The 6,688-nt window shown below is 72.5% G+C and carries 8 protein-coding genes and 1 pseudogene; 5 read left to right on the top strand and 4 right to left on the bottom strand.

The features are described from left to right. Together AB0I76_RS19365 and AB0I76_RS19360 are read right to left on the bottom strand one after the other, a co-directional pair. Positions 1–196: LysR family transcriptional regulator (locus AB0I76_RS19365; protein ID WP_357037073.1), on the bottom strand; the 196-nt coding region annotated here is incomplete at its 3' end. A 78-nt stretch (positions 197–274) separates the two neighbouring features. Further along, positions 275–889, bottom strand: coding sequence for a hemerythrin domain-containing protein (locus AB0I76_RS19360; RefSeq protein WP_357037070.1), 615 nt, complete (start codon positions 887–889; stop codon positions 275–277). Between the two features lie 124 nt (positions 890–1,013). Here AB0I76_RS19360 and AB0I76_RS19355 point away from each other — a divergent pair, with 124 nt between their 5' ends. Together AB0I76_RS19355 and AB0I76_RS19350 are read left to right on the top strand one after the other, a co-directional pair. Continuing rightward, positions 1,014–2,342: a M20/M25/M40 family metallo-hydrolase gene (locus AB0I76_RS19355; RefSeq protein WP_357037067.1), complete on the top strand. Its 1,329-nt coding sequence runs from the start codon at positions 1,014–1,016 to the stop codon at positions 2,340–2,342. Positions 2,343–2,399: 57 nt separating this feature from the next. Next, positions 2,400–3,050 carry a hypothetical protein gene (locus AB0I76_RS19350; protein WP_357037064.1) on the top strand — a complete coding sequence of 217 codons (651 nt, stop codon included), beginning with the start codon at positions 2,400–2,402 and terminating at the stop codon, positions 3,048–3,050. Between the two features lie 109 nt (positions 3,051–3,159). On the opposite strand, the gene AB0I76_RS19345 is transcribed toward AB0I76_RS19350, so the two are convergent. Both AB0I76_RS19345 and AB0I76_RS19340 read right to left on the bottom strand, forming a co-directional pair. Then, entirely contained in the window at positions 3,160–3,351 is a 192-nt protein-coding gene (locus tag AB0I76_RS19345; protein ID WP_357037061.1) for a DUF5703 family protein, read from the bottom strand. Positions 3,352–3,430: 79 nt separating this feature from the next. Continuing rightward, positions 3,431–4,402 carry an aldo/keto reductase gene (locus AB0I76_RS19340; protein WP_357037058.1) on the bottom strand — a complete coding sequence of 324 codons (972 nt, stop codon included), beginning with the start codon at positions 4,400–4,402 and terminating at the stop codon, positions 3,431–3,433. Positions 4,403–4,593: 191 nt separating this feature from the next. On the opposite strand from AB0I76_RS19340, the gene AB0I76_RS19335 reads away from it, so the two are divergent. The 3 genes and pseudogenes from AB0I76_RS19335 to AB0I76_RS19325 form a co-directional block, all read left to right on the top strand. Then, positions 4,594–5,646, top strand: coding sequence for an LLM class F420-dependent oxidoreductase (locus tag AB0I76_RS19335; protein WP_357037055.1), 1,053 nt, complete (start codon positions 4,594–4,596; stop codon positions 5,644–5,646). Further along, the gene (locus tag AB0I76_RS19330) at positions 5,643–6,479 is read left to right on the top strand and encodes an undecaprenyl-diphosphate phosphatase (protein ID WP_357037052.1); all 837 of its coding nucleotides are present in this window, start codon (positions 5,643–5,645) and stop codon (positions 6,477–6,479) included. Before AB0I76_RS19335 ends, AB0I76_RS19330 begins: the two co-directional genes overlap by 4 nt. A 34-nt stretch (positions 6,480–6,513) precedes the next feature. After that, positions 6,514–6,627 (top strand): annotated as a pseudogene (locus AB0I76_RS19325) (phosphoglycerate mutase family protein); the annotation flags it as partial. Positions 6,628–6,688: the final 61 nt, after the last annotated feature.

The following is a 6,688-nucleotide window of genomic DNA, read 5'->3' as shown; positions in this document are numbered from 1 at the left end:
CCAGCTCGCCGAGGGCCGTGGGCCGGGCGACGCGCCGGTCGCGTACGAACAGCGGGCCGCCGAGGGTGCGCTCGATGCGCTGGAGCTGGGCGGTCAGCGCCGGCTGGGCGAGGCCCAGCGTCGAGGCCGCCTTGGTCACGCTCCCCGTCTCGGCGATCGCGCAGACGACCCGCAGGTGTCGCAGCTCCAGATTCATAGAGTGACGGTAGGGCCCACCACACGGCCGGCGGAAGGGGTTCGACGGATCAACGATTCCCGATATGAGTGTGTCCGGTCATGCCCCACCGGCCGGGGGCTCCGTCAGATCCTTCAGGTACGTGGGGCGGCCGGTCACCGCGTCGCGCAGCTTGTCGACCACACCCACCGCCGGCTCCACGATCCGGTTCCACGGCGGGGTCGCCGGAGTGCCCGGGTGCGGCCGGGTGGGTGCGGCCTCCTCGGCGATCTCCAGCCGGTTGCCCAGCCGGATCAGCTCCTCCGTGCTGGCCACCTCCCGCAGCCCCGCCACCAGCGCACCGACCTCGTCGACGTGCCGGTGGACGCGGGCCGCCACGTCGGCGAACCCCTCCGCGGGCAGGTCCCGGAGTGCGACCAGCAGGGCGGCGTCCGCCTTGAGCACCGCGTCGACCCGACCGGCGGCGTCCGGCAGCGCCGCGCGTACCGCGGGCAGCAGGTACTGCTCCTCGGCGGACAGGTGGCGGGACAGCGCCGCCGTCAGCACGGTCGGGCCGTTCTCCGGCGCCCGCTCCGGGTCCGGGTCGGTGAGCCGTCCCACGAGTTCCCGCAACTGCCGGTGCTCGGCGTCGACGATGTCGGCGACGCTGCGCCCGGCCGGCCGGAACCGGTCGTCGGCGGTGGTGGGCGGCAGCGGCGGCAGGGGAACGCTCATGGTGCCCTCCTCGGTGTGGCGGGCGGTGCGGTGGGGGAGTCGGTCGCGACCGCCGGTACCCGGGGCGGCGATCGGCGAAACCGGCGGTGGGCGCGCCGACCGCGTCGGCTGGTATGAAGAACCGATGACGAGCGACACCGCTTCCGCCCACCCCGCACCCACCGACGAAGTCGTCGACCTCTGCCGCGACCTGCTCCGGATCGACACGACCAACACCGGGGACAACGACACCAGTGTCGGTGAACGCCGGGCCGCGGAGTACGTGGCGGAGAAGCTCGCCGAGGTGGGCGTGGAGCCGGTGGTCCACGAGTCCGCGCCGGGCCGGGCCAACCTCGTCGCCCGGATCCCCGGCACCGACCCCGGCCGGGGCGCGCTGCTCGTGCACGGCCACCTCGACGTGGTGCCCGCCGACGCCGACGAGTGGTCGGTGCACCCGTTCTCCGGCGAGCTGCGCGACGGCTACCTGTGGGGCCGCGGCGCGATCGACATGAAGGACTTCGACGCGATGGTGCTCGCGGTGGTGCGGCACTGGCAGCGCACCGGCGTACGCCCGCCCCGCGACATCGTGCTCGCCTACACCGCCGACGAGGAGGCGGGCAGCGACTACGGCGCGCACTGGCTGACGCAGCACCACCGGGACCTCTTCGACGGCTGCACAGAGGCGATCGGCGAGGTCGGCGGCTTCTCGTACTCCGTCAACGACAGCCAGCGGCTCTACCTGATCGAGACCGCCCAGAAGGGCATCGACTGGCTGCGGCTGCACGCCCGGGGGCGCCCCGGGCACGGCTCGATGGTGCACGACGACAACGCCGTCACGGCGCTCGCCGAGGCGGTGGCCCGGATCGGCCGGCACCGCTTCCCGGTGGTGGTCACCGACACCGTCCGGGCGTTCCTGGAGGAGGTCTCCGACCTGCTCGGCATCGAGCTGGACCCGGAGGACCCGGAGACCGCCATCGCCAAGCTCGGACCGATCGCCAACCTCATCGGCGCGACCATCCGCAACACCGCCAACCCGACCCGGCTCGCGGCCGGGTACAAGGACAACGTCATCCCCGGCCGGGCCACCGCCACCATCGACTGCCGCAGCCTGCCCGGCCAGTCCGAGCTGCTGGAGCGGCAGCTGCGCGAGTTGGTCGGCCCGGACATCGCCATCGAGTACATCCAGCGCCAGCCCGCACTGGAGACCACCTTCGACGGCGACCTGGTCGAGGCGATGTCGGCCGCGCTGCGCGCCGAGGACCCGGGCGCCCGCCCGGTGCCGTACATGCTCTCCGGCGGCACCGACGCGAAGGCGTTCTCGCAGCTCGGCATCCGCTGCTTCGGGTTCGCGCCGCTGCGGCTGCCGGCGGATCTGAACTTCTCCGCGTTGTTCCACGGCATCGACGAGCGCGTTCCGGTCGACGGACTACAGTTCGGCGTGCGGGTTCTCGACCGGTTCCTCCGCAGCTGCTAGCCCCCGTCCGGAGCCTCCATCCCGGCACGGCACGCCCACCCGAAGGGACTCATCCACATGACCGACCAGCACGGTGAGCTGGACGCCGCCCTCGAGCGCGTCATCGAAGCGGCCCGTCACCACCTGGCCGCCGTCCGGGCCGCGCAGGGTCGCATCGACGACGACGACGTCTGGCAGGCGTACGTCGCATTGAACAACGCCTCCTACGCCTACGACGAGCAACTGATGGACGGCTTCGGGGAGGTCACCCCGTGGGACGTCGAAGCGATCGACCCGGACGAGGCCGACCGGCGCTTCGGTGGCGGCGAGGGCGTGGAGCCCACCGACCCGCACCCGCGCGTCATCTCGGTGCGCCAGCGGCGCGACTACCGGGTGCCGAGTGTCTCGGCGCTGATCCAGGTGGCCGAGGCCGCCCGGCGTGCCGGCAGCCCGGAGGAGGACGAGACGGCCCCGGTCGAGGGCGTCGGCGAGGCGGTGCTGGAGCTGCTGCAGAGCGGTGACGGCTCGCTGGGTGCGCTGGAGGTCCCGGAGCTGGAGCCGCTGGACGGCGTGGTGATGGTCAGCGAGGTCGGCACGCCGGTCGACCTGGAGTCCTTCGACGACGACGACCCGGTCGGCCCGTTCCAGCCGGCGCTGGACGACCGGCTGGTGGGCCGCCTCGACGAGCACTCGTTCCTCGACGACGACGAGCACGACCACGCCCACTGACACCGGCGAGCCCGTCGGGCGCCGCCCGGGAGAGGCACGGACGTCCCGGGGCCGGACCGCACGGTCCGGCCCCGGGACGTCGGCGTGTCCTCAGTACGTCGGCGTGTTCTCAGTAGGACAGGCCCGGCTGCGGCTGGTTGACCCGCCGACGGCGCAGCATCACCTGCCGCGTACCGTCCCGGAACAGCCGCACCCGGGCCAACTCCCATCCGGAGAACTCCGCCTGGATCGCCAGCTGCACCGCGGCGGTCACCCGATCGACGTTCGGTGGCAACCGCAGCGGCGCGTACTCGTAGTCCATGGGCCCTATGCTGCCCAGCCCGGCGGCCCTTCGCCACCCCCTGCCGGGTGACCCGCGCCGCTCCCGCGCGGGCCGGTGGTCACCCGTCGCGTTCGGGGTAGCCGATCGGCACGGCGGACACGTCGTCGAGGGCGGTGACGATCTCCTCCGGCAGGGTGATCCGCTCCACCTGGAGCGCGCCGAGCAGCTGACCGACCGTGCGGGCGCCCAGGATCGGCGCCACCACTCCCGGCCGGTCCCGGATCCAGGCCAGCGCCACCTCCAGCGGCGAGACCCCGAGGCCACCCGCGGCGGTGGCGACCGCCTCCACGATGCTGGAGCAGCGCGGCTCCAGGTACGTGGCGACGAACCGCTCGAAGTGCGGGGAGGCGGCCCGTGAGTCGGCGGGCCGGCCGTGGCGGTACTTGCCGGTGAGCACCCCGCGGCCCAGCGGCGACCAGGGCAGCACGCCCAGGCCCAGCGCCTCGCAGGCGGGCAGCACCTCGCGCTCCACGCCCCGTTCCAGCAGCGAGTACTCCACCTGCGAGGCCACCACCGGCGCCCGCCCCGGCCAGGCGGCCTGCCAGGCGGCGGCCCGGGCGGTCTGCCAGCCGGAGAAGTTCGACACACCGACGTAGCGGACCCGCCCGCTGCTCACCGCGTGGTCCAGGGCCGCCAGGGTCTCCTCCAGCGGGGTGTCCGGGTCGTACCCGTGCACCTGGAACAGGTCGACGTGGTCGGTGCCGAGCCGGCGCAGCGAGGCGTCCAGCGTGCGCAGCAGGTGCCCCCGGGAGTTGTCCCGGCGCCGGCCGTTGCCCGGCCGCAGGCCCGCCTTGGTGGCGATCAACAGGTCGTCCCGGGGCACCAGGGAGCCGAGCAGCGACCCGATCACCGACTCGGCGTCGCCGTCTCCGTAGACGTCGGCGGTGTCGATCAGGTTGCCGCCCGCGTCGAGGTAACTTTTGAGCTGGGCGGCCGCATCGTCAGCATCGGTGTCCCGGCCCCAGGTCATGGTGCCGAGCGCGAGCCGCGAAACCGCCAGCCCGCTTCGGCCGAGCGGTCGCTGTTGCATGGGTGAACCTTATTTCGAACGGGCGCGCGCCGATATCCTCGCTCCCGTCGAGTCTGCTCCCCGACGCGCCGATCCGCGCGCCCGGGTCGCCCGGCGGACGAGCCGGGTCCGAATCGGCGGAGCCGGTGATCGGCTCCGCCGACGGTATTGCGTAACCTGGTGCGACCTGTGGTGCGGATGGGGGAGGACTAGTGCGACTCGGGCTCAGCCTCGGATACCAGACAGCGTGGAGCACGCCGGCCGATCACCTGGCGCTGGCCCAGGAGGCGGACCGCCTCGGCTACTCGGTGGTGTGGGCGGCGGAGGCCTACGGCTCCGACTCGCCCAGCATGCTCGCCTGGATGGCCGGTCAGACCTCCCGGATCGACCTGGGCAGCGCGGTGATGCAGATCCCCGCCCGGACCCCGGCGATGACCGCGATGACCGCGGCGACCATCGACGCGCTCTCCGGCGGCCGGTTCCGGCTGGGCCTCGGCGTGTCCGGCCCGCAGGTCTCCGAGGGCTGGCACGGCGTACGGTTCGGCAAGCCCCTGGCGCGGACCCGGGAGTTCGTGGACATCGTGAAGATGGCCGTGGCGCGCAAGGAGGTCGCCTACGACGGCGAGTTCTACACGCTGCCGCTGCCCGACGGTCCCGGCAAGGCGCTGCGGCTGGGCTTCCACCCGCCGCGCGAGGAGATCCCAATCTACCTGGCCGCCGTCGGCCCGAAGAACCTGGAACTGGCCGGCGAGGTCGCCGACGGCTGGCTGGCTGTCTTCTACGCGCCGGAGTTCGCCGACGAGCAGCTCGCCGCGGTGCGGGCCGGCCGGGCGAAGGCCGGCAAGGAGCTGGCCGGCTTCGACGTGGTCCCGTCGGTTCCCGTCGTCGTCGGTGACGACGTCGCCTCCTGCGCCGAGCTGGTCCGCTTCTACGCCGCCCTCTACGTCGGTGGCATGGGCAGCCGCCAGCAGAACTTCTACAACCAGCTCGCCACGCGGATGGGCTACGGCGACGCCGCCCGCGAGGTGCAGGACCTGTACCTCGCCAAGCGGCAGCGCGACGCCGCCGCCGCGATCCCGATGGAGTTCATCGACCGCACCTCGCTGCTCGGGCCGAAGGAGCGCATCGCCGAGCGGATGCGGGAGTACGCGGCCGCGGGTGTCACCACGCTGTCGGTGACGCTGTTCGCGGCGGACCGGGACAGTGGCGTGCAGACCCTGCGTACCGTCGCCGAGGCGCTGGACCTCTCCGGAGTCGGCGAGTGACCTGGGTCGAGGCCATCGTCCTGGGGATCGTGCAGGGGCTCACCGAGTTCCTGCCGGTCAGCTCGTCGGGACACCTGCGCATCACCTCGGCGATCTTCTTCGACCGGGACGCCGGTGCGTCGTTCACCGCTGTCACGCAGCTGGGCACCGAGGCGGCGGTGCTGATCTACTTCGCCAAGGACATCTGGCGGATCACCCGGACCTGGGTCGTCGGGATCTGGGACCGCTCGGTGCGGTCCAGCCTCGACTACCGGATGGCCTGGTACGTGATCATCGGCTCGATCCCGATCGGGGTCTTCGGCCTGCTGTTCAAGGACCAGATCCGCACCGCCGGCCGGAACCTGTGGCTGGTGGCCACCACCCTGATCGTCTTCGCGTTCGTGCTCGCGTTCGCCGAGTACTGGGGCCGGCAGACGCGCACGCTGGAGAACTTCCGAATGAAGGACGGCGTGGTCATGGGCTTCGCCCAGGCGATGGCGCTGATCCCGGGGGTGTCCCGCTCCGGCGGCACGCTCACCGCCGGCCTGCTGCTCAACCTGACCCGGGAGGCGGCGGCGCGGTACTCGTTCCTGCTGGCCATCCCGGCGGTGGTGATGTCCGGGATCTTCAGCCTCGAGGACGTCTTCGCGCCCGCCGCCGAGGGCACGTCGGTGCCGAGCGTCGCCCAGATGGTGGTCGCCACGATCATCGCCTTCGCCATCGGGTACGCGGCCATCGCCTGGCTGCTGCGCTACGTCGCCCACCACACCCTGTACGTCTTCGTGCTGTACCGGGTGGCCCTGGGCACCCTGGTCCTCGCCCTCCTGATGACCGGGACCATCAGCGCCACCTGATCCGGTCGGAGCGGAGAGGATCTAGGGTGGGGGAGTGGCGACCCTTCTGCTCCTGCGACACGGCCGGACGACCGCGAACGCGGACGGCGGGCTCGCCGGCCGGCAGCCCGTGGAGCTGGACGACACCGGTCGCGCCCAGGCCGCCGCAGATCCGAAGAGCGTCGGCTACGGTAAGAGTTAAAGCATTTAGGTGTATATATAGATGTGGG

This window comes from Micromonospora sp. NPDC049799 (genome assembly GCF_040656655.1).
In the GTDB taxonomy this organism is placed as follows: Bacteria; Actinomycetota; Actinomycetes; order Mycobacteriales; family Micromonosporaceae; genus Micromonospora.
This window is presented reverse-complemented; position numbering and strand designations above follow the sequence as displayed.